The 21,873-nt window shown below is 45.5% G+C and carries 27 protein-coding genes and 1 other annotated feature; all 27 genes read left to right on the top strand.

Annotation, left to right across the window (positions count from 1 at the left end; translation table 11 throughout):
* Nucleotides 1–3: 3 nt before the first annotated feature.
* The 27 genes from nusG to DESOR_RS01275 all read left to right on the top strand — a co-directional run bounded on the left by nusG (nucleotide 4) and on the right by DESOR_RS01275 (nucleotide 21,857).
* A complete protein-coding gene (gene nusG, locus DESOR_RS01145; protein WP_014182779.1) occupies nucleotides 4–531 on the top strand; it encodes a transcription termination/antitermination protein NusG in 528 nt (175 codons plus the stop codon).
* Between the two features lie 35 nt (nucleotides 532–566).
* Nucleotides 567–995 carry a 50S ribosomal protein L11 gene (gene rplK, locus DESOR_RS01150; protein ID WP_014182780.1) on the top strand — a complete coding sequence of 143 codons (429 nt, stop codon included), beginning with the start codon at nucleotides 567–569 and terminating at the stop codon, nucleotides 993–995.
* 50 nt (nucleotides 996–1,045) lie between these two features.
* On the top strand, nucleotides 1,046–1,738 hold the full coding sequence (gene rplA / locus DESOR_RS01155) for a 50S ribosomal protein L1 (RefSeq protein ID WP_014182781.1): 693 nt from the start codon (nucleotides 1,046–1,048) through the stop codon (nucleotides 1,736–1,738).
* A gap of 43 nt (nucleotides 1,739–1,781) precedes the next feature.
* Nucleotides 1,782–1,915: a sequence feature (ribosomal protein L10 leader region), on the top strand.
* A 26-nt stretch (nucleotides 1,916–1,941) separates the two neighbouring features.
* A complete protein-coding gene (gene rplJ / locus DESOR_RS01160) occupies nucleotides 1,942–2,469 on the top strand; it encodes a 50S ribosomal protein L10 (RefSeq protein WP_014182782.1) in 528 nt (175 codons plus the stop codon).
* A 51-nt stretch (nucleotides 2,470–2,520) separates the two neighbouring features.
* Nucleotides 2,521–2,901, top strand: a complete 381-nt coding sequence (gene rplL, locus DESOR_RS01165; RefSeq protein ID WP_014182783.1) for a 50S ribosomal protein L7/L12 — start codon at nucleotides 2,521–2,523, stop codon at nucleotides 2,899–2,901.
* Nucleotides 2,902–3,337: 436 nt separating this feature from the next.
* Nucleotides 3,338–6,715: a DNA-directed RNA polymerase subunit beta gene (rpoB, locus tag DESOR_RS01170; RefSeq protein WP_014182784.1), complete on the top strand. Its 3,378-nt coding sequence runs from the start codon at nucleotides 3,338–3,340 to the stop codon at nucleotides 6,713–6,715.
* Between the two features lie 26 nt (nucleotides 6,716–6,741).
* Nucleotides 6,742–10,191, top strand: coding sequence for a DNA-directed RNA polymerase subunit beta' (gene rpoC / locus DESOR_RS01175; RefSeq protein ID WP_014182785.1), 3,450 nt, complete (start codon nucleotides 6,742–6,744; stop codon nucleotides 10,189–10,191).
* 50 nt (nucleotides 10,192–10,241) lie between these two features.
* Complete coding sequence (locus tag DESOR_RS01180; RefSeq protein ID WP_014182786.1) at nucleotides 10,242–10,493, top strand: L7Ae/L30e/S12e/Gadd45 family ribosomal protein; 252 nt, start codon at nucleotides 10,242–10,244, stop codon at nucleotides 10,491–10,493.
* A gap of 96 nt (nucleotides 10,494–10,589) precedes the next feature.
* Nucleotides 10,590–11,009, top strand: a complete 420-nt coding sequence (gene rpsL / locus DESOR_RS01185) for a 30S ribosomal protein S12 (protein ID WP_014182787.1) — start codon at nucleotides 10,590–10,592, stop codon at nucleotides 11,007–11,009.
* 50 nt (nucleotides 11,010–11,059) lie between these two features.
* On the top strand, nucleotides 11,060–11,530 hold the full coding sequence (gene rpsG / locus DESOR_RS01190) for a 30S ribosomal protein S7 (protein ID WP_014182788.1): 471 nt from the start codon (nucleotides 11,060–11,062) through the stop codon (nucleotides 11,528–11,530).
* 39 nt (nucleotides 11,531–11,569) lie between these two features.
* Nucleotides 11,570–13,648 (top strand): elongation factor G, encoded by a 2,079-nt coding sequence (gene fusA / locus DESOR_RS01195; protein WP_014182789.1) that lies wholly within the window; start codon nucleotides 11,570–11,572, stop codon nucleotides 13,646–13,648.
* A gap of 97 nt (nucleotides 13,649–13,745) precedes the next feature.
* Entirely contained in the window at nucleotides 13,746–14,948 is a 1,203-nt protein-coding gene (gene tuf / locus DESOR_RS01200; protein ID WP_014182790.1) for an elongation factor Tu, read from the top strand.
* A 201-nt stretch (nucleotides 14,949–15,149) separates the two neighbouring features.
* Entirely contained in the window at nucleotides 15,150–15,458 is a 309-nt protein-coding gene (gene rpsJ, locus DESOR_RS01205) for a 30S ribosomal protein S10 (RefSeq protein ID WP_174275436.1), read from the top strand.
* 183 nt (nucleotides 15,459–15,641) lie between these two features.
* Entirely contained in the window at nucleotides 15,642–16,271 is a 630-nt protein-coding gene (gene rplC, locus DESOR_RS01210; RefSeq protein WP_014182792.1) for a 50S ribosomal protein L3, read from the top strand.
* A gap of 23 nt (nucleotides 16,272–16,294) precedes the next feature.
* On the top strand, nucleotides 16,295–16,918 hold the full coding sequence (gene rplD / locus DESOR_RS01215; RefSeq protein ID WP_014182793.1) for a 50S ribosomal protein L4: 624 nt from the start codon (nucleotides 16,295–16,297) through the stop codon (nucleotides 16,916–16,918).
* Nucleotides 16,918–17,205 carry a 50S ribosomal protein L23 gene (rplW, locus tag DESOR_RS01220; protein ID WP_014182794.1) on the top strand — a complete coding sequence of 96 codons (288 nt, stop codon included), beginning with the start codon at nucleotides 16,918–16,920 and terminating at the stop codon, nucleotides 17,203–17,205. The genes rplD and rplW overlap by 1 nt, the downstream gene beginning before the upstream one ends.
* 33 nt (nucleotides 17,206–17,238) lie before the next feature.
* A complete protein-coding gene (gene rplB, locus DESOR_RS01225; protein WP_014182795.1) occupies nucleotides 17,239–18,066 on the top strand; it encodes a 50S ribosomal protein L2 in 828 nt (275 codons plus the stop codon).
* Between the two features lie 18 nt (nucleotides 18,067–18,084).
* On the top strand, nucleotides 18,085–18,366 hold the full coding sequence (rpsS, locus tag DESOR_RS01230) for a 30S ribosomal protein S19 (protein WP_014182796.1): 282 nt from the start codon (nucleotides 18,085–18,087) through the stop codon (nucleotides 18,364–18,366).
* Between the two features lie 21 nt (nucleotides 18,367–18,387).
* Complete coding sequence (rplV, locus tag DESOR_RS01235) at nucleotides 18,388–18,729, top strand: 50S ribosomal protein L22 (protein ID WP_014182797.1); 342 nt, start codon at nucleotides 18,388–18,390, stop codon at nucleotides 18,727–18,729.
* A gap of 3 nt (nucleotides 18,730–18,732) precedes the next feature.
* Nucleotides 18,733–19,395: a 30S ribosomal protein S3 gene (gene rpsC / locus DESOR_RS01240; protein WP_014182798.1), complete on the top strand. Its 663-nt coding sequence runs from the start codon at nucleotides 18,733–18,735 to the stop codon at nucleotides 19,393–19,395.
* Entirely contained in the window at nucleotides 19,396–19,833 is a 438-nt protein-coding gene (gene rplP / locus DESOR_RS01245) for a 50S ribosomal protein L16 (protein ID WP_014182799.1), read from the top strand.
* Nucleotides 19,823–20,026 (top strand): 50S ribosomal protein L29, encoded by a 204-nt coding sequence (gene rpmC, locus DESOR_RS01250; RefSeq protein ID WP_007778436.1) that lies wholly within the window; start codon nucleotides 19,823–19,825, stop codon nucleotides 20,024–20,026. The genes rplP and rpmC overlap by 11 nt, the downstream gene beginning before the upstream one ends.
* Nucleotides 20,027–20,049: 23 nt before the next feature.
* Nucleotides 20,050–20,310: a 30S ribosomal protein S17 gene (gene rpsQ, locus DESOR_RS01255; RefSeq protein ID WP_014182800.1), complete on the top strand. Its 261-nt coding sequence runs from the start codon at nucleotides 20,050–20,052 to the stop codon at nucleotides 20,308–20,310.
* Between the two features lie 34 nt (nucleotides 20,311–20,344).
* Nucleotides 20,345–20,710: a 50S ribosomal protein L14 gene (gene rplN / locus DESOR_RS01260; RefSeq protein ID WP_014182801.1), complete on the top strand. Its 366-nt coding sequence runs from the start codon at nucleotides 20,345–20,347 to the stop codon at nucleotides 20,708–20,710.
* A gap of 63 nt (nucleotides 20,711–20,773) precedes the next feature.
* The gene (gene rplX, locus DESOR_RS01265; protein WP_085929344.1) at nucleotides 20,774–21,091 is read left to right on the top strand and encodes a 50S ribosomal protein L24; all 318 of its coding nucleotides are present in this window, start codon (nucleotides 20,774–20,776) and stop codon (nucleotides 21,089–21,091) included.
* A gap of 20 nt (nucleotides 21,092–21,111) precedes the next feature.
* Nucleotides 21,112–21,651: a 50S ribosomal protein L5 gene (gene rplE / locus DESOR_RS01270; RefSeq protein WP_014182803.1), complete on the top strand. Its 540-nt coding sequence runs from the start codon at nucleotides 21,112–21,114 to the stop codon at nucleotides 21,649–21,651.
* A gap of 20 nt (nucleotides 21,652–21,671) precedes the next feature.
* Nucleotides 21,672–21,857 (top strand): type Z 30S ribosomal protein S14, encoded by a 186-nt coding sequence (locus tag DESOR_RS01275; RefSeq protein WP_014182804.1) that lies wholly within the window; start codon nucleotides 21,672–21,674, stop codon nucleotides 21,855–21,857.
* Nucleotides 21,858–21,873: the final 16 nt, after the last annotated feature.

Below are 21,873 nucleotides of genomic sequence, written 5' to 3' on the forward strand. Positions count from 1 at the left end.
GAAATGGCAAAAGATTGGTTTGTGATTCATACCTATTCTGGCTATGAGAACAAAGTGAAGATGAACCTCGAAAAACGCGTTGAATCAATGAATATGGAAGAAAAGATTTTTCGAGTGCTTGTTCCCATGGAAGATGAAGTTGAGTTCAAAAATGGAAAACAAAAGATTACCAAACGCAAAGTATATCCGGGTTATGTGCTTGTCGAGATGGAAATGACGGACGACTCGTGGTATGTTGTTCGCAATACTCCAGGTGTAACCGGATTCGTTGGGTCTGGAACGAAGCCTATTCCTTTGCTTGAAAGTGAAGTAGTGACAATTCTGCAACAAATGGGAATGGATGAGATTCAAACGCGGGTTGACTTTGAGATTAATCAAAGTGTCCAGGTGATTGCTGGTCCATTTAAAGATTTTGTTGGCGTGGTTCGAGAAATTCTTGCCGATAAAGGCAAATTGCGGGTTGAAGTATCCATGTTTGGGAGAGAGACACCCGTTGAACTTGAGTTCACACAGGTTCAAAAATTAGACTAAAATCAGGTTATCCTAACAAGGAGGTGTAATGACAAATGGCAAAGAAAGTAATTGGGTTGGTAAAACTAGCAATTAATGCAGGAAAGGCAACACCGGCACCTCCGGTTGGTCCAGCTCTGGGTCAGCACGGGGTCAATATTATGGGTTTTTGCAAAGAGTATAATGAACGCACAAAAGATCAAGCAGGTTTAATTATCCCTGTTGAGATTACCGTCTATGAAGACCGTTCCTTTACCTTTATTACCAAGACCCCGCCAGCAGCAGTGTTGCTCAAAAAAGCAGCCAACATCAATTCCGGCTCTTCTGAACCAAATCGCAAGAAGGTTGCTTCAGTTCCTAAATCAAAAATTCGTGAAATTGCCGATACTAAGATGAAGGACTTAAATGCTGCAAGCATTGAAGCAGCAATGCGGATGATTGAAGGAACAGCTCGGAGCATGGGAATCGACGTCGTTGAAGGCTAATATTTTTTGTGGGAGGGTAAAGCCCGCATAACCACAAGGAGGTTAATAGAATGGCTAAAGTAGGTAAAAAGTATCAAGAGGCTGTAAAATCTTTTGATCGTGCAGCTCTTCATGAGCCAACAGAAGCATTATCCATTGTTAAAGCGAATGCGAAAGCAAAGTTCGACGAGACTGTCGAAGTTGCTTTTAAATTAGGCATTGACACTCGGCATGCTGATCAACAAATTCGTGGAGCGGTAGTCCTTCCTAATGGGACTGGTAAAACACGGACTGTGTTGGTATTTGCCCGAGGAGAAAAGGCTAAAGAAGCTGAGCTGGCAGGAGCAGACTTTGTTGGAGCTGAAGATATGATCGCTAAAATCGAGCAGGGTTGGTTCGGTTTTGAAGTTGTTGTCGCAACTCCAGATATGATGGGGATGGTTGGTAAACTTGGTCGTGTACTTGGACCAAAAGGTCTTATGCCAAACCCTAAAACCGGAACAGTAACCCTTGATGTAACTCGTGCGATCAAGGAAATTAAGGCTGGTAAGATTGAGTACCGTGCAGACAAGGCCGGTATTATCCATGCACCTATAGGCAAAGCCTCATTCAGTGTGGAACAGTTGCTGGAAAACTATCGTGTGTTAGGGGAAGTTTTAGTTAAGGCGAAGCCTGCTGCTGCCAAAGGTCAATACATGAGGAGTGTTACAGTATCCTCCACCATGGGACCGGGCGTGCGCATCAACCCTGTTAAAGCACTCTAATATCGACAGCTTGACAGTGTTCTATAAATGGGATAAACTTATCAGGAATTTAATATTTCCGCTGTAGAAAGCAGGAGCCGTAAGGCTTAATAGCCTGCCGAGGTTGGAAGATTACGCCGAAAGATATTTATTTGGCATTCTTAACCTCTGCAAATGCGGAGGTTTTTTGCTGAGTTTATCTAAATGGGAAGGAGGTACACAGAATGCCTAACATCGAAGAAAAAAGTCTTGTAGTATCAGAAATCAAAGAGAAGTTTCAACAGTCTTCGGGAATAGTCTTAGCTGACTACCGTGGTTTAACTGTGGCCCAAGTAACGCAACTGCGTTCTCAATTACGCAAAGCCGGAGTTGAGTACCGGGTTTTAAAAAATACTCTCGTACGTCGTGCTGCCGATGAGTTAGGGGTTGAAGGACTTGATCCCTATCTTAAGGGTCCCACCGCTCTTGCTTTTAGCGCCGATCCTGTTGCACCGGCCAAAATCTTAACGAATTTTGCCAAGGAAAACAAACTTAAAACATTCCAAATTAAAGCAGGGGTACTGGAAGGCAAGGTGATTGGTGCAGACAATGTCAAAGCTCTCGCTGATCTGCCTTCTCGTGAAGTCTTGCTCACGATGGTTCTGCGCGGTATGCAAGCTCCTCTTGCCGGTATGGTTAATGTTCTTCAAGGACCGATCCGTAAGATGGGGTATGCCTTGGAAGAAGTACGTAAGCTTAAAGCTGCTCAATAAGAATGTGCTCTATCATTTAAATCTTTTTTAAATTTAAGGAGGAAACGAAAAATGTCTAAAGTTAATGAAATTCTCGAAGCCGTAAAAGGCTTAACTGTCCTTGAGTTATCTGAACTTGTAAAAGCTTTCGAAGAAGAGTTTGGCGTAAGTGCCGCTGCTCCTGTAGCAGTTGCAGGCGGTGCGGTTGCCGCTGCTCCTGCTGGCGATGCAGCTGAAGAAAAAACAGAGTTTGACGTTATTCTTACAAACTGTGGAGCTTCTAAAATCGGAGTTATTAAAGTAGTTCGTGAAGCAACCGGATTAGGTCTTAAAGAAGCAAAAGACCTCGTAGACAATGCTCCAAAACCGGTTAAAGAGAAAGTTTCCAAAGATGAAGCTGAAGCCTTAAAAGCTAAATTAACTGAAGCCGGAGCTACCGTCGAAGTAAAGTAAGAGTTTCTTAGTGAAAGGTACTCTCTTGTAGAGAGTACCTTTTTTCATCCTCAGCTAGCGCTTTACAGTATGGAATTATCGAGAGAATACCTCACATTTATCCTGGATCAGAATAGAATAGCAAGGTGAGTATGAGCAGACCATAGCCAGAAAATCTTATTTAAAAAAGTTACTTGACAGAGAGCTGCGGTTTTGTTATACTTTATAAATGTTACTATACGTAAATGGTATTTATTACTTAATCCATCCATGCTATGGTAATATTCGTAAATGCTTTTGATAATAAGGAGATATTATCTTTGAAATTGTCGGAATGATAGCGGAACATCATAAACAGTTAAGCGAGGTTCTTTTTAAAAGGCCTTGCTTTTGGCTGTATATGTCAATATATTATTTACCTCAATGAGAGAAAACCACACTGAGGGGTGAAACGTTAATGTTCTATCCTGTTAAGGTTGGGACACGGGAACGCTGGAGCTACTCCAGGATCCGTGAAGTTCTCGACATGCCAAATTTAATCGAAATCCAGCAAAACTCCTATCGTTGGTTTCTTGATGAAGGGTTGCGCGATATGTTTCGCGATATTTCGCCGATTCAAGATTTCACAGGCAATCTCGTTTTAGAATTTGTTGATTATAGCTTAGGAGATGCTAAGTATCAGGTGGAGGAGTGTAAGGAACGCGATGTTACATACGCGGCGCCGCTTCGAGTTAAGGTACGCCTGATAAACAAGGAAACCGGAGAAGTTAAAGAACAGGAAGTTTTTATGGGAGACTTCCCGTTGATGACCGACAAAGGTACCTTTATTATTAATGGTGCCGAACGTGTTATTGTCAGCCAACTTGTACGTTCGCCGGGAGTTTACTACGCTGAGCAAATTGATCCCAGCGGTAAAAAACTCTATGGGGCTACAGTAATCCCAAATCGCGGAGCTTGGTTGGAGTTTGAAACAGATATTAACGATAATATCTTTGTCAGGGTTGACCGAACCAGAAAACTGCCTGGCACTGTTCTTATCCGTGCTTTAGGCTATGCAAGCAACGGTCAGATTTTAGAACTGTTTAATGATAATGAATATATTCGTGCAACCCTGGAAAGGGATAACTCAGAATCGACTGAAGAAGCTTTGGTTGAGATTTATAAACGCTTAAGACCAGGTGAACCGCCGACGGTAGACAGTGCCCGCTCGCTTTTAGAAGCGTTGTTCTTTGATGCCAAGCGGTATGACTTAGCTAAGGTTGGACGTTACAAGCTTAATAAGAAGCTGGGCTTAGATATCCCTATGGATGTTCGTCATTTAACCCGTGGAGATATCGTAGCCAGTGTGCAGAAGATGTTGGCCTTGATGGATGGAGATGGGCATAAGGATGACATTGACCATCTAGGCAACCGCAGATTGCGCTCCGTGGGAGAACTGCTGCAAAATCAATTCCGAATTGGTTTGTCCCGTATGGAACGTGTCGTTCGTGAACGGATGACCATTCAGGATGTAGAAGTGATTACGCCTCAGGTATTAATCAATATTCGACCCGTCGTTGCGGCAATCAAAGAGTTTTTTGGCAGCAGTCAGCTGTCCCAATTTATGGATCAAACCAATCCGCTGGCAGAGCTGACCCATAAACGCCGTTTAAGTGCCTTAGGCCCTGGAGGACTAAGCAGAGAGCGTGCAGGATTTGAAGTGCGGGACGTTCACCATTCCCACTACGGGAGAATGTGCCCGGTAGAAACACCGGAAGGTCCGAACATCGGCTTGATCGGCTCCTTAAGTACCTTTGGCCGCATTAATCCATATGGGTTTATTGAGGCCCCTTATCGTAAGGTTGACAAGGAAGCGCGCAGTGTTACGGATGAAATCCATTATTTAACTGCTGATGAGGAAGAAAAGTATGTTGTGGCCCAAGCAAATGCACCACTGGGTGAGAACGGTGAGTTTTTAGGGGAGAAAATCGATGGTCGTCACGGTCCGGATTTTGTGCATGTTTCGCCTAATCAAGTCGACTACATGGACGTCTCTCCAAAACAAATGGTATCCATTGCTACGGCTCTCATTCCTTTCCTCGAGCATGACGATGCAAACCGGGCTTTGATGGGATCAAACATGCAGCGGCAAGCTGTTCCTCTTTTGCGTACAGATTCTCCCTATGTAGGAACTGGGATGGAATATAAGACGGCTAAGGATTCCGGTGTTTGCGCAGTTGTTAAACGAGCAGGTACTGTACAGCGGGCGACAGCGGATGAAATTATCGTTCAAGGCGATGATGGGATGACCGAAAAGCACAAGCTTTTGAAGTATTCCCGTTCTAATCAAGGAACCTGTATTAACCAGCGGCCGATTGTTATGAAAGGCGAACGGGTAGAGGCAGGGCAGATTGTTGCCGATGGTCCTTCGACAGACCATGGAGAGCTCGCCTTAGGCCGGAATGTTTTGGTAGCCTTCATGACTTGGGAAGGTTATAACTACGAGGACGCGATCTTGATTAGTGAGAAGCTCGTCCGTGAGGATTATTATACATCCATTCATATTGAAGAATATGAATCGGATGCTCGTGATACGAAACTTGGACCGGAAGAAATAACGCGGGATATTCCCAATGTTGGTGAAGATGTTCTGAGAGATCTTGATGAACGGGGAATTATTCGCATTGGTGCTGAGGTTAGACCTGGAGATATTTTGGTCGGAAAAGTCACTCCCAAGGGAGAAACCGAGCTTACAGCTGAGGAGCGTTTGCTAAGAGCTATTTTCGGTGAAAAGGCTCGCGAGGTTCGTGATACCTCTCTGCGTGTTCCTCATGGAGAAGCAGGGAAAATTGTTGATGTCAAGGTATTTACGCGCGAAAATGGAGATGAGTTATCTCCTGGAGTTAATCAACTCGTTCGTGTCTATATCGCTCAAAAACGCAAGATTTCAGTTGGTGACAAGGTGGCGGGCCGCCATGGAAATAAGGGGGTTATTTCCCGGGTTATGCGTCAAGAGGATATGCCCTTTATGCCTGATGGTACGCCCATTGAGGTAGTGCTGAACCCCCTAGGGGTTCCATCTCGTATGAATATCGGTCAGGTTTTGGAGACGCACTTGGGAAGAGCGGCTAAAGCTTTGGGAATTCGGATTGCGACTCCGGTTTTTGACGGTGCAACGGAAGAAGATATTTTTGAGACTTTAGAAAAAGCCGGTCTCTCAAGTGATGGAAAGACCATACTGTACGATGGACGGACGGGGGAACCTTTTGACAGTAAAATTACAGTGGGGTATATGTATGTTCTAAAACTTCACCATTTAGTTGACGATAAAATCCACGCTCGCTCGACGGGGCCATATTCTCTTGTAACTCAGCAGCCTTTAGGGGGAAAAGCTCAGTTCGGAGGACAGCGTTTCGGAGAAATGGAAGTTTGGGCTTTGGAAGCTTATGGTGCTTCATATACACTCCAGGAAATTTTGACTGTTAAATCCGATGATGTTGTTGGCCGGGTGAAAACCTACGAAGCTATCGTTAAAGGAGAGAATATTCCTGAACCGGGAATTCCTGAATCCTTTAAAGTTTTAATTAAAGAAATGCAGAGCTTAGGACTTGACGTTAGAGTCTTAGCAGAAGATGATCGGGAAATTGAGATTCATGATACCGATGAAGATATAACGGAAACGGCAAAGGAACTAGGCATTGATCTACATGAGGAACTCCCGCATCCTTCAAATCGTTCCGACGAGGAGAAAGATGATGAGGATGAGGACAACATGATCGACGAGGAAGACTCCTTGGATGATTTAAATGTTGAGGTCCTAGAGGAAGAAGATATAGATCTTGGCGATCTCAACTAGTCCCCGGACGAAAGGAGCGATAAGGATTGCTAGACGTCAATAACTTCGACCGTATGCGTATCGGTTTAGCGTCTCCGGATATGATTCGCGAGTGGTCATTTGGAGAAGTAAAGAAGCCGGAAACCATTAACTATCGGACTCTTAAGCCGGAACGTGAAGGTTTGTTTTGTGAAAAGATTTTTGGTCCAACTCGAGACTGGGAGTGTCACTGCGGAAAATACAAACGAGTTCGTTATAAAGGGATTGTTTGTGATCGCTGCGGGGTCGAAGTAACCCGTTCTAAAGTTCGTCGGGAGCGAATGGGACATATCGTGCTTGCTGCTCCGGTTTCGCACATTTGGTATTTCAAAGGAATTCCCAGCCGGATGGGTTTGCTTTTAGACATGTCTCCTCGTGCCTTAGAAAAAGTTTTATATTTTGTGTCTTATATTGTTACGGATGCCGGCGATACCGCCTTAATGAAGAAACAGCTGCTCACAGAAACTGAGTATAGGGAATACCGTGACAAATATGGAGATCGATTCCAAGCCAGCATGGGAGCAGAAGCTGTCAAAGAGCTGCTTGCCGAGATGGATTTAGAAAAACTCAACGAAGAACTAAGATCGGAGTTGAAAGAAGTATCCGGTCAGCGAAAAATACGGGCAATTCGCCGTCTCGAAGTAGTAGAAGCTTTTAAGTCTTCAGGAAATCGCCCGGAGTGGATGATTATGGATGTAGTCCCTGTAATCCCTCCTGAGCTGAGACCCATGGTTCAACTGGATGGCGGGCGTTTTGCAACTTCCGATCTTAATGATCTCTATCGTAGAGTAATAAATAGAAATAACCGTTTGAAACGTCTTTTAGATTTAGGAGCACCGGACATCATTGTGAGAAATGAAAAAAGGATGCTTCAGGAAGCAGTGGACGCCTTGATTGACAACGGGCGTCGCGGAAGGCCTGTAACTGGGCCGGGTAACCGACCGCTTAAGTCTCTCAGCGATATGCTAAAAGGGAAACAGGGACGCTTTCGTCAGAATCTCTTGGGCAAGCGGGTTGACTATTCAGGACGTTCCGTTATCGTCGTAGGTCCTAATCTGAAACTTCATCAATGTGGTCTTCCTAAAGAAATGGCCTTAGAGCTCTTTAAACCCTTTGTTATGAAAAAACTTGTTAATGAAGGGCATGCTCATAATATCAAAAGTGCAAAACGAATGGTTGAGAGAGTACGACCTGAAGTGTGGGATGTTCTTGAAGAAGTAATTACGGATCATCCTGTTCTGCTTAACCGTGCTCCAACCCTTCACCGCCTGGGAATTCAAGCTTTTGAGCCAATCCTCGTTGAAGGTAGGGCTTTGCAGATCCACCCGTTAGTCTGTACAGCTTATAATGCTGACTTCGATGGCGACCAAATGGCAGTACACGTTCCTTTGTCCGCTGAAGCGCAATCGGAAGCCAGACTGTTAATGCTTTCGGCTCATAATATCCTCAATCCAAAGGATGGTCGGCCGGTAGCTACACCTACTCAGGACATGGTTTTAGGATCTTACTATTTGACCATGGAACGGCCGGGTGCTTTAGGTGAAGGGAAAATATTCAAGGATTATGACGAAGCTGTTTTAGCATATGATGCAAAAGAAGTACACTTACAGGCTAGTATTAAAGTACGACGTAACGGAGGACTATTGGAGACGACCGTTGGTCGCTTGATCTTCAATTCAGTTATTCCTCCTCAAATTGGCTACTTTAATGAGGTTGTAGGTAAAAAAGGACTTGCAGAAATTGTTGCTAAAACCTATCGTAAGGCTGGCTATGAAGCTACTGCCAACCTATTAGATGGTTTGAAAAGTCAAGGGTTTAAGTTCTCCACACGGGCTGGGATGACGGTCGGTCTGACTGACATTACTGTTCCGGAAGCAAAAACAGAAATTTTGTCTAATGCGGATGCCTCAGTCGCTAAAACCGAGCTCCAATATCGTCGGGGCCTGATCACAGACGAAGAACGCTATAATCTTGTCATTGATACATGGGCTAAGGCGACTAGAACTGTAACTGATGCTTTGATGGATGCTTTAGATGTCTTTAATCCGGTGTACATGATGGCAACATCAGGTGCGCGGGGTAATATTCAACAGCTAAGACAATTGGCTGGAATGCGGGGACTTATGGCTGACCCATCAGGACGGACTATCGAGTTGCCTATTAAAGCAAACTTCCGTGAGGGTCTCACAGTTTTAGAGTACTTTATTTCTTCTCACGGTGCTCGTAAAGGTTTGGCTGATACTGCTTTGAGAACAGCTGACTCAGGCTATCTGACTCGCCGCCTTGTTGATGTCTCGCAAGATGTAATCGTACGTGAGGAAGATTGCGGAACTCAAAACGGCATTGTCGTTGAAGACATCAAAGATGGTCCGGAAATCATTGAACCACTCGTTGAACGCTTAGTTGGACGTTTTGTGCTTGAAGAAATCTATCACCCGGAGACCGGCGAAGTCCTTGCTTCACCTGATACTGAAATAACGGAAGAGCAAGCAGCGGAAATCGTTAAACACTATGATTCAGCGGTTATCCGATCTGTCCTGACCTGCAGGTCTCGCTACGGTGTATGTAAGCGCTGCTACGGTCGGAACTTGGCTACAGGACGGCCTGTTGAAATGGGTGAAGCCGTGGGGATTATTGCGGCGCAATCTATCGGTGAACCTGGAACTCAGCTGACCATGCGTACTTTCCATACCGGCGGTGTTGCCGGAGATGACATCACTCAAGGTCTTCCGCGGGTAGAAGAACTCTTTGAGGCACGGAAACCGAAAGGCCAGGCGATTATCGCTGAAGCAGCCGGTAAAGTGGCCATCAGTGAAATTAAAGGACGCAGGGAAGTTGATCTCCTTACTGAAGGGGATGAACACATTGTTTACACCATTCCTTACGGCTCCCGCCTCTGTGTTAGAGATGGACAGATGGTGGAAGCGGGGGATGAATTAACGGAAGGAAGTATTAACCCCCATGACATGCTGAAAGTCAAAGGACAGCGCGGAGTTCAAGTTTACCTAGTGGGAGAGGTTCAACGGGTATACAGACTTCAAGGGGTTGATATTAACGATAAGCATATTGAAGTCATGGTTCGCCAGATGCTGCGCAAAGTGAAAATTGACGATGCGGGAGATACCAGTCTTCTGCCGGGCGGTTTGATCGATGTGTTTGACTTCCAGGATGAAAATGCTCGAGCAATCGCTGAAGGCGGTGAGCCGGCTGTCGCTCACCCGGTTCTTCTGGGGATAACCAAAGCGTCCTTAGCAACAGATTCATTCCTATCAGCTGCTTCTTTCCAAGAAACAACCAGAGTTCTGACAGAAGCGGCAATCAAAGGGAAAGTGGATCCTTTACTGGGACTGAAAGAAAATGTCATCATCGGAAAACTAATCCCTGCAGGAACTGGAATGTTAAGATATCAAAATGTAAAATATTCGGAAGCAAATCAAACCGAATTATTGACACGCTAGAACTCAAATGCTAAACTACAATAGTGTGATTAAGGGGGGAAAGCATTTTGATGCTTGATGAGACCTTTAAACACGCCAAACAAAAAACAGTTGGGTTGAAGCAGACTCAGCGAGCCCTTGAAAAAGGGCGTGTTCGGCGCGTTTTTATAGCAAAAGATGCTGAGATACATGTTCGCCGGCCTGTTGTTGAATGGTGCGAAGATCATGGTATTGAATGCATTGACGTTCCTACTATGAGCGAACTGGGAAAAGCGTGCGGGATAGAAGTTGGCACAGCAGTAGCGGCCATACTTCATGATTGAACCTCAATTTTTATAAAGCGGATTTTGGAATTGCTTGTTAGATGCTGGAGCAAGCAATTCCTTGTATATTGATTTCATCAGAAAGGAGGCGGAGACATGCCGACAATTAACCAACTTATCCGTAAAGGACGGGCTACAGTAGAATATAAATCTACAGCTCCTGCTTTGCAGTGGGGCTATAATTCACTTAAACGTAAGCAATATCCCTCAGGAGGATCTCCACAAAAACGGGGAGTATGTACTAGGGTTTATACTACAACTCCGAAAAAACCGAACTCGGCGCTTCGGAAGGTTGCTCGTGTGCGTTTGACAAATGGGTTTGAGGTGACCACCTACATTCCCGGAATTGGACACAACTTACAGGAACACTCTGTGGTTCTAATTCGGGGCGGTCGTGTTAAGGACATCCCTGGTGTGCGTTATCACGTTATTCGTGGTGCATTAGACACAACAGCTGTTCAAAAACGCGCGCAAGGACGTTCAAAATATGGGGCTAAACGTCCTAAGAAAGCCTAAGCTGGGCTCTCTTGGCTTGTTTAAAATACGACACAAAGGAGGTTTGCTAAATGCCACGTAAAGGATATGTTGCAAAACGCGAAGTACTGCCTGACCCGATTTATAAAAACCAAACTCTGACAAAATTTATTAATCAAATCATGTTGGATGGTAAAAAAGGAACGGCAGAAGCTATTTGCTATAATGCATTTAATATCATTCAGGAAAAGTCTGGTAAGGATCCGCTAGAAGTTTTTAGTGCAGCCTTAAAGAATGTTATGCCTGTATTGGAAGTTAAGGCTCGTCGTGTTGGTGGAGCTAACTATCAAGTTCCTGTCGAAGTACGTGCGGAACGTCGCACAACACTGGCTCTTCGCTGGCTTGTTGCAATGGCTCGCAAACGCGGAGAAAAAACCATGCAGGAAAGAATTGCCGGAGAATTGCTTGATGCCTCTAATAACACCGGAGGTTCTGTCAAGAAGAAAGACGACATGCACAAAATGGCAGAAGCTAATAAGGCTTTTGCGCATTATAAATGGTAATTTGAGACACACTGATTTTGACAGAAAGGGGGATTCTCAATGGCAAGGCAATTTTCACTAGAGAATACACGCAATATTGGAATCATGGCTCACATTGATGCGGGTAAAACGACGACCACGGAACGAATTTTGTTTTATACCGGACGTGTGCATAAAATTGGAGAAGTTCATGACGGTGCTGCGACAATGGACTGGATGGTTCAGGAGCAAGAGCGCGGGATAACCATTACTTCCGCAGCTACAACCTGTCAGTGGAGAGATCATCGCATCAATATTATTGATACACCAGGGCACGTGGACTTTACTGTAGAAGTTGAACGTTCGCTGCGGGTACTTGATGGTGCAGTAGCGGTGTTCTGCTCTGTCGGAGGCGTTGAGCCACAGTCCGAAACTGTCTGGCGTCAAGCGGATAAATACAAAGTTCCGCGGATTGCTTTTATTAACAAAATGGACAGGATGGGAGCAGACTTCTTCCGCGGTGTTTCAATGATCTCCGAGCGCTTAGGTGCTAATCCGGTTCCCATTCAGTTACCTATTGGTGTCGAGGAGAACTTCAAAGGTATTGTTGACTTGGTCACCATGACGTCCATTATCTATACAGATGACTTAGGAACAACTGCTGAACACACAGCGATCCCTGAAGACTTGGCTGATTTAGCTGCGGAGTACCGCGAGAAATTGGTTGAAGCTGTCGCTGAAACCAGCGAAGAGCTGATGATGAAGTATCTCGAAGGGACAGAACTTACTGAGCAAGAAATTCGCGAGGGACTTCGACGGGGAGTTGTCGGCAATAGATTTATTCCTGTTCTTTGCGGTTCCGCATTTAAGAACAAAGGGGTACAGCCGCTTTTGGACTGTGTCGTTGAATATATGCCGTCTCCTTTGGATGTACCGCCCATTAGAGGCGTTCATCCGGATACCGGTGAAGAGGACCATAGAACCGCTTCTGACGAAGAACCGTTTTCAGCGCTGGCCTTTAAGATCATGTCCGACCCCTTTGTGGGTAAACTGGCATTCTTCAGAACCTATTCTGGCGTTTTAAGTTCTGGTTCCTATGTTTATAACTCAACTAAAGGCAAAAGAGAACGGGTTGGACGAATACTTCAAATGCACGCCAATCACCGTGAAGATATTCAAGAGGTTCGTTCGGGAGACATTGCAGCAGCAATTGGTCTGAAGGACACAACAACGGGAGACACTCTTTGCGATGAGAAGTCACCGATCATTCTTGAAAAAATGGTTTTCCCTGAGCCGGTTATTCATGTGGCTATCGAGCCAAAAACAAAAGCTGACCAGGAAAAGATGGGAGGCGCACTTTCGCGTCTTGCTGAAGAAGATCCGACCTTCACTATGCACACTGATCAAGAAACAGGGCAAACAATTATCGGTGGTATGGGTGAGCTCATGCTTGAGATTATGGTTGACCGTTTACAGCGTGAATTTAAAGTGCAATGCGATGTTGGACGACCGCAGGTTGCCTATAAAGAGACCATTCGTCGTTCCGTTAAGGCTGAAGGTAAGTTTGTTCGTCAATCCGGCGGACGCGGACAATACGGACACTGCTGGGTTGAACTTGAACCCCTTGAGCCGGGCAGTGGTTTTGAATTCGTCAATAAAATTGTCGGCGGTGTAATCCCGCGGGAATACATCAATCCGATTGGATCAGGTATCGAAGAAGCCATGCAAAATGGTATTCTGGCTGGCTATCCGGTGCTTGACGTGCGGGCTACCGTTTACGATGGATCATACCATGATGTGGACTCTTCGGAAATGGCCTTTAAGATTGCCGGATCCATGGCCTTCAAGGCAGGTGCGCTTAAAGCGGATCCAGCCATTATTGAGCCGGTTATGAAGGTTGAAGTAACAGTTCCCGAGGAATACATGGGAGATGTTATCGGAGACATCAGTTCACGACGGGGCCGCATAGAAGGAATGGAAGCCCGGGGCAATTCACAGGTTGTGCGTGGATTTGTACCCCTCGCCGAAATGTTTGGATATTCAACCGACTTGCGCTCAGCAACTCAGGGACGTGGTGTTTACGTTATGCAGTTTGATCACTACGAAGAAGTTCCTAAAAACATTGCGGATGGTATTATTGACAAGCGTCAGGGGTCATAAGCGAGGTTCGAGGCACGGGGCATCTGCACATAAGACTCTTGCTTCGTAACCTCCCTGAATTATAAAACTTTTAGAGTATATTAAAGGAGTGAAAAAAATGGGAAAAGCTAAATACGAACGTACAAAACCTCATGTTAACGTAGGAACCATTGGTCACGTTGACCATGGCAAAACTACTACTACAGCGGCAATCACCGTTGTTCTTTCCAAAGTCGGTGGTGCTGTGGCTACAGCATTTGACCAAATTGACAAGGCTCCTGAGGAGCGCGAGCGTGGAATTACCATTTCCACTGCACACGTTGAATACGAAACAGAAAACCGTCACTATGCACACGTTGACTGCCCAGGCCACGCTGACTATGTTAAAAACATGATCACCGGAGCTGCTCAAATGGACGGCGCTATCCTTTGTGTTTCCGCAGCTGACGGCCCGATGCCTCAAACCCGTGAACACATTCTCTTGGCTCGCCAAGTTGGTGTTCCCAGCATTGTTGTTTGGCTTAATAAAGTCGACATGGTTGATGACCCAGAACTTATCGAACTCGTTGAAATGGAACTCCGTGAACTATTAAATGACCAAGAATATGATGGTGACAATGTACCTATCATTCCCGGTTCCGGCTTAAAAGCCCTTCAATGTGGCTGTGGCAGCCGTGATTGTGAGTGGTGCGGTAAGATTTGGAACCTTATGGATGCTGTTGACTCCTATGTTCCAACTCCAGAGCGTGACACCGACAAGCCTTTCTTAATGCCAGTCGAGGATGTTTTCACGATTACTGGTCGTGGTACTGTTGCTACCGGCCGTGTTGAGCGTGGTATGGTTAAAGTCGGCGATGAAGTTGAAATCGTAGGTTTACAAGACGCTGCCCGCAAAACCGTTGTAACCGGTGTAGAAATGTTCCGTAAGCTCCTTGATCAAGCTCAAGCCGGTGACAACATTGGTGCGCTTCTGCGTGGTGTTGAGCGTAAAGACATCGAGCGCGGACAAGTTTTGGCGAAATCCGGATCCATTAAACCATACACGAAGTTTACTGGTGAGGTTTATGTCTTAACAAAAGAAGAGGGTGGACGTCATACTCCTTTCTTCCATAACTACCGTCCTCAGTTCTACTTCCGTACAACCGACGTTACCGGAGTAATCACCCTTCCAGAGGGAACCGAAATGGTTATGCCTGGTGACCGCGTAACAATTGAAGTTGAACTTATCACTCCGATTGCTATGGAAGAAGGACTCCGTTTCGCTATTCGTGAAGGCGGACGTACCGTTGGATCAGGCATCGTTGCAAAAATTGCAAAGTAATATAGTTAATAGTATTTAGATGACGAGAGGAAATGCTTCCTCTCGTCATTAAAGGCCTGGGACAGCAATCGTCTGGCTTCCGGCCTCTGACTTCTGTTTTCTGAATTGACGTAAAAGGTTGCCAGGCAAGTCACTCCGCTTGAACTGGGGAATTTTTACGTTTAGGACCCGTATAACGGGAATTATAAGGGGGTAAGCATTATTATGAGCCAAAAAATCAGAATCCGTCTTAAAGCGTTTGACCACAAAACTCTGGATCAGTCAGCAGAACGTATTGTTGAGACTGCAAAACGGACGGGCGCACAGGTCAGCGGACCAATTCCTTTGCCGACAGAGAAGAGCATCTATACCATCTTGCGTTCTCCCCATGTTAATAAAGATTCTCGGGAGCAGTTTGAGATGCGCACTCATAAACGCCTTATTGACATTTTAGAGCCAACGTCAAAAACAGTGGATGCACTTATGCGTTTGGATTTACCGGCAGGCGTTGATATTGAAATTAAGTTGTAATTGGCTATTTTTTATGTAGCAATTCTTTTGACTTTGTGGTAAAATATCGTTATGTGTTTGTTGCGAGAAACACCCGGTAGCGTGGAGTTGTTGCCGAGTGTTCCCGACAAGATAAAATAATATAACGCTCTCGTGCTCTAGAATATTTCTAGTGCACTTCAAAGCGTTTAGGAGGTGGCATTCGTGTCAAAAGGAATTTTAGGTAAAAAAATTGGTATGACTCAGGTTTTTACAGATGAAGGACGTGTGGTTCCGGTTACTGTCGTCGAAGCTGGTCCTTGCCCGGTGGTTCAAAAGAAGACAGTTGCAACTGATGGCTACAATGCTATTCAGGTGGGCTTCTCAACTCTGCGTGAAGGCTTGAGCAACAAGCCTCAAAAAGGACATTTTCAAAAGGCCTCATTGAAACCGATGCGTTACATTAGAGAGTTCCGAGTAGAAGATGTTGAGAGCTATGAGATTGGTCAGGAAATAAAAGTGGACCTATTCTCGGTTGGCGACAAAGTCGATGTTGTCGGCAAGTCAAAGGGTAAAGGCTTTGAAGGCATGATTAAGCGCAATGGTGCCAGCCGTGGACCTATGGCGCACGGATCTAAATATCACCGCCGTTCAGGTTCCCTTGGCGCGAAAGGCCCGGCACGAGTATTTAAAGGTCGTGTTCTGCCAGGACGTATGGGCGGTAATCGTGTAACAGTACAAAACCTGGAGGTTGTCCGGGTTGATGCAGATAAAAACCTGATCTTGATTAAAGGGGCTGTCCCTGGAGCGAATAAGTCATTGCTCATTCTGAAGCCTTCTGTCAAGGCGAAGTAACACGGAGAAAGGAGGAATAAGCAATGCCGAAAGTTCAAGTATTAAATATGGAAGGCGCAGCTGTTGGGGAAATTGAACTCAATGAAGACGTATTTGGTATTACTCCAAATGTCCATGTTCTGCACTCAGCTGTTGTTTCACAATTAGCGGGAGAAAGACGCGGAACCCAGTCTGCCTTGTTGCGCGGCGAAGTGCGCGGGGGTGGACGTAAACCTTGGCGTCAAAAAGGAACAGGCCGTGCCCGTTCTGGGAGCTCGCGTTCTCCGTTATGGAAGGGCGGCGGAGTGATTTTTGCTCCAAAACCACGTAAATATGGTTTCAAATTGCCTAAAAAAGTTCGTCGTTTGGCTTTATATTCAGCACTCTCTTCAAAAGTGATTGATCAACAGCTGATTGTTCTTGATGCATTGAGTCTCAGTGAGGCAAAAACACGAGAAATGGTGAAAGTTCTCAAGGCTCTTCATGTTGAAAAGAAGGCTATGATCGTAATGGATGAAGTAGACGAGGCAGTGCTTCGTTCTGCACGTAATATTGAGGGCGTTAAAGCGATGGATGTCGCAGGAATGAATGTTTTCGACTTGCTGAATCACGATACCCTGGTGATGACAAAAGCAGCTGTAACTAAAGCAGAGGAGGTGTTAGCGTAATGCGCGACGCACGAGATGTCCTCAAAAGCCCGGTAATATCTGAGAAGTCCGTAGGACTTGTCGAAGAAAATAAGTACACCTTCTGGGTAGACCCTGCTGCGAATAAAATCGAAATCAGGGCTGCGGTAGAAAAAATGTTTAAAGTAACTGTTGTTGACGTCCGTACATTGACTGTTAAAGGAAAGATGAAACGGGTCGGAAGATATCAAGGTAAAACACCTGACCGCAAAAAAGCGATTGCTACGCTTAAAGCTGGAGATAAGATTGATAATTTCGCGGGTCTATAAACAGCTTGAAGCAAAGGAGGATAATGAAGACCTATGGCAATAAAGACGTTTAAACCAACCTCTCCAAGCCGCCGGAACATGACTGTTTCGTCGTTTGAAGAGATTACCAGAACTGAACCCGAACGCAGCCTGGTCAAGAGCCTGACTAAAAAGGCTGGCCGCAACAACGATGGTCGGTTGAGTGTGCGTCACAAAGGCGGCGGACACAAACGCAAATACCGCATCATTGATTTTAAGCGCAATAAAGATGGAGTGCCAGCTCGGGTTGCAAGCATTGAATATGATCCCAACCGTTCTGCAAATATTGCTTTGCTCTATTATAAAGACGGTTATAAATCCTATATATTAGCACCTAATGGTTTACAAGTTGATCAGATGGTTGTATCAGGTCCGGATGTGGATATCAAGGTAGGAAACGCACTTCCTCTTCAAAATATTCCTGTCGGTACACTGCTTCACAACATCGAGATGAAGCCAGGCAAAGGCGGCCAGCTGGTTCGTGCTGCTGGTCAATCAGCTCAGCTTATGGCTAAAGAAGGATCCTACGCAACACTAAGACTTCCATCTGGTGAAATGCGGATGATTCGCATTGAGTGCCGAGCGACTATTGGAGAAGTAGGCAATCTTGATCATGAAAACATTAGCATCGGAAAGGCCGGAAGATCACGTTGGCTGGGCATCCGTCCCACAGTACGCGGTTCAGTTATGAACCCAGTGGATCACCCTCACGGTGGTGGAGAAGGCCGTAACTCTATTGGTCGCAACCCGTGTACTCCATGGGGCAAACCTGCACTTGGAGCAAAAACTCGGAAGAAGAAAAATCCGTCGAATCGCTTTATTGTGAAGCGGCGCAGTAAGTAGTCGAAAGGAGGCCCATAAATGAGCAGATCTCTGAAAAAAGGACCTTTCGTCGAAGCTCGTTTACTCGTACGTGTAGAAGCCATGAATGCATCCGGTGATAAACGTGTTATTAAGACGTGGTCCAGACGCTCAACAATTTTCCCGCAAATGGTTGGACTCACCATTGCGGTTCATGATGGACGAAAACATGTTCCGGTCTATGTAACTGAAGACATGGTCGGGCATAAACTCGGAGAGTTTTCGCCTACCCGCACCTATAAAGGCCATGCTGGCAGTGAAAAATCCAGCGGCTTACGATAATTCGAGAGGAGGTTGAAGCACATGCAAGCAAAAGCAGTGGCAAAATATGTACGTATCTCTCCTCGTAAGGTGCGCCAGGTCGTTAATTTGATCCGCGGCAAAAAGGTCAGTGATGCGTTCGCAATCCTTCAGTTTACCCCCAACGGATCCACTGTCGATGTAACTAAGGTACTGAAGTCTGCAGTCGCAAATGCAGGACATAACTATGATATGAATGTTGATGATCTGTATGTAACTGAAATATGTGTCGATCAAGGACCGACTTTAAAACGCATCAAGCCTCGAGCTATGGGACGTGCTGACCAAATCCGGAAACGGACGAGTCACATTACTGTGGTTGTAGGCGAGAAGAAGGAGGGCTAAACTGTGGGTCAAAAGGTTAATCCCAAAGGTCTCCGCGTCGGAATTATCCGGGACTGGGAAAGCCGATGGTATGCAGACAAAAACTACATGGAACTTCTTCATGAAGATCTGAAGATCCGTGAGTTTGTAAAAAATAAGCTTAAACAAGCAGGTTGTCCGAAGGTTGAAATTGAACGGGCAGCGAGCCGTATTAAAGTATCAGTCTATGCAGCAAAACCGGGAATTGTCATTGGACGTGGCGGCGCTGAAGTTGAAAACCTGCGTAAACAGCTTGAAGCCATAACCGGCAAGCAAGTCGCTGTCAATATCGTAGAAATTAAGAAGCCTGAGCTTGACGCCCAATTGGTTTCAGAAAACATTGCACTACAGCTTGAAAAGCGCGTATCCTTCCGCAGGGCCATGAAACAGACTGTTGGCCGTACAATGAGGCAGGGTGCACAAGGTATTAAGATTCAATGCAGCGGTCGTCTGGCTGGAGCCGAAATTGCCCGAACCGAATGGTATCATGAAGGAAAAGTACCCCTTCACACCCTGCGTGCGGATATTGAGTACGGATTTGCTGAAGCAAATACCACGTATGGAAAAATTGGTATCAAGGTTTGGATTTATAAAGGTGAGGTTCTTCCCGCCAAGAAAGTCGTCGCTCAGGTGGAAGGAGGAAACTAAATGTTAGTCCCAACCAGAGTGAAACATCGGAAACAACATCGTGGCCGTTTAACCGGTAAGGCTACGAGAGGCAATAAAGTAACTTTTGGTGAATTCGGCCTTATGGCATTAGAAGCCGGCTGGATTACAAATCGTCAAATCGAGGCAGCTCGTATTGCTATGACCCGTTACATTAAGCGTGGTGGTCAAGTTTGGATTAAGATTTTCCCTGATAAGCCTATTACTGCAAAGCCTGCTGAGACCCGTATGGGTAGTGGTAAAGGTTCGCCGGAGTATTGGGTAGCTGTTGTTAAGCCTGGTCGTGTAATGTTTGAACTAAACGGCGTAACAGAGGAACAAGCTCGCGAGGCCCTGCGTCTGGCAATGCATAAGCTCCCTGTTAAATGTAAGTTCGTTACCCGTGCAGAGCAAGAAGGAGGTGACGCAAATGAAAACTAAGGATTTCCGTGATTTGACTGATGAAGAAGTGCTGAAGGAAATCGACGAGTTCAAAACAGAACTGTTTAATTTGCGTTTCCAGTTGGCAACAGGGCAATTAGACAATCCTATGAGAATTCGTGAGGTTCGCAAAGGAATTGCCCGCGGTAAAACAATTCTACGAGAGCGCGAGTTAAAGATTGAACGTGCCTAAGATGAGAAAGGAGGCATTTTAACGTGGAAAGAGCCCAACGTAAGGTTCGTCAAGGCAAAGTTGTCAGCGACAAAATGGATAAAACTGTCGTTGTTTCAGTAGAAATCACCGAGAGTCATCCTATTTACAAAAAATCCATTACTCATACCAAAAAATATAAGGCTCATGACGAAAACAATGATGCCCACATCGGGGACACTGTTGTAATCATGGAAACTCGCCACTTAAGTAAAGATAAGTGTTGGCGCGTTGTTGAAGTTACGGAGAGAGCCATTGCTCTCTAAGTCTTGATATTTAGTTCGGAAGGGGGTCAATGAAATGATCCAGGTACAAACTAGGCTAAGGGTTGGTGACAACTCAGGCGCTAAAGAGTTAATGTGTATTCGTGTGCTCGGCGGATCAATGCGTCGCTATGCAACGATTGGCGATATTATAGTTGCTTCTGTTAAACAAGCAACGCCAGGGGGCGTTGTCAAAAAGGGAGACGTAGTTAAGGCTGTCGTCGTCAGAACCAAGAAAGAAATTAGGCGCAGCGACGGATCTTATATACGGTTTAGTGAAAACGCAGCAGTTCTCATTAAAGACGATAAGAGTCCTCGCGGAACACGTATTTTCGGACCAGTTGCCCGCGAGCTGCGTGATAACTACATGAAAATTATTTCCTTAGCACCGGAAGTTATCTAAGACCCATGATGGGTGGAGGTGAAGAAAGTGGCTGCTACTAAGCACAAGGTACAACCTAAAAAGATGCACGTTAGAAAAGGTGACTTTGTCATGATCATCAGTGGCAAAGATGCTGGTAAAAAGGGCAAGATTATTGAGGTGATTCCTAAGAAAGGCCGTGTTGTTGTAGAGAAGGCTAATATGGTTAAACGTCATACCAAACCTTCGCAAAGCATGCCTCAAGGCGGTATCGTTCAAAAGGAAGCTCCCCTGGCTAGTTCTAACGTTATGTTATACTGCCAAGAGTGTAAATCTGTTACCCGCGTAAGCTATAAGGTGACAGAAGACGGCAAATACCGAGTTTGCAAGCATTGCGGCGTGAATCTGCCGGATAAACACTAATCGCGAAAGGAGGAACCTGAGTGGCTCGTCTGTATGATAGATACCAAAATGAAATAGCTCCTGCTTTGCAGCAGAAGTTTGCTTATAAAAATGTAATGCAAATTCCCAAAGTTGAAAAAGTTGTGATCAATATGGGTGTCGGCGAAGCGGTTCAAAACTCCAAAGCGATTGATTCCGCTGTTGGAGACCTTATGAAGATCGCCGGACAAAAGCCGATTGTTACACGAGCAAAAAAATCCATTGCAGCCTTTAAACTTCGTGCAGGAATGCCCATCGGCTGTAAAGTAACACTGCGCGGAGAGCGTATGTACGAATTTATGGATCGTCTCTTAAATGTGGCTTTACCTCGTGTTCGCGATTTTCGCGGTATTTCAGGTAAGGCGTTTGATGGACGCGGAAATTATACCTTAGGAATCAAGGAGCAGCTGATCTTCCCTGAAATCGATTACGATAAGATCGATAAGCTCCGCGGAATGGATGTAGTTTTTGTAACGACGGCAAAAACCGATGAAGAAGCGCGAGAGCTGCTTCGTGGCTTCGGAATGCCATATCGTGATTAGAGAAAAGGAGGTTCAAGAACGTGGCTAAGACATCAATGGTTGTCCGCCAAAATCGTGGACAAAAATTCGCAGTGCGTTCGCATAACCGTTGCAAGCTTTGTGGACGTCCCCATGCTTACATGCGGAAATTCGGAATTTGCCGGATCTGTTTCCGGGAGTTAGCTCACAAAGGGGAACTTCCTGGAGTCACGAAGGCCAGTTGGTAAAACATTGTAAGGAAGG

The sequence above is a fragment of the Desulfosporosinus orientis DSM 765 genome (genome assembly GCF_000235605.1).
GTDB lineage: Bacteria > Bacillota > Desulfitobacteriia > Desulfitobacteriales > Desulfitobacteriaceae > Desulfosporosinus > Desulfosporosinus orientis.